This is a genomic window from Pseudomonas juntendi, assembly GCF_009932375.1.
Classification (GTDB): domain Bacteria; phylum Pseudomonadota; class Gammaproteobacteria; order Pseudomonadales; family Pseudomonadaceae; genus Aquipseudomonas; species Aquipseudomonas juntendi.
Window position 1 is genome coordinate 1 of sequence record NZ_BLJG01000459.1, and the last position, 391, is coordinate 391.

Consider the following 391-nt stretch of genomic DNA (forward strand, 5'->3'; position numbering starts at 1 on the left):
CCTCTGGTTTGCGCGCGCGGTGATCCGGCAGTTGCAACTCAGCGATCAGCAAGGCGACTGCCGGACTCTGGCCTGGGTATTGATGCCGGACCATTTGCATTGGCTGATCGAGCTTGGGCCAACCCATCTGAGCAAGCTCATGTGCGCCTTCAAGTCGCGGAGCAGTTGTGCCCTCTACCGTACCGGTGCTGCGCGCCAGCACATATGGCAGCCAGGCTTCTACGACCGCGCGCTGCGCAAAGACGAAGATGTGAGAGTTGCCGCACGCTATATCATCGCCAACCCCATTCGCGCCGGTCTGGTGCGCAAGGCGGGTGAATATCCACATTGGGATTGTGTGTGGCTGTGACAGCGCCGGTGAGGGCTTCGCCCTCATTTCGCGACACAAGGC

Annotated in this window: 1 protein-coding gene; it reads left to right on the forward strand. The window is 60.9% G+C overall.

From position 1 onward, the window contains the following. Window positions 1-349 (forward strand): REP-associated tyrosine transposase (locus GYA94_RS26720; RefSeq protein WP_161893460.1); only part of this gene is annotated, 349 nt, incomplete at its 5' end. Window positions 350-391: the final 42 nt, after the last annotated feature.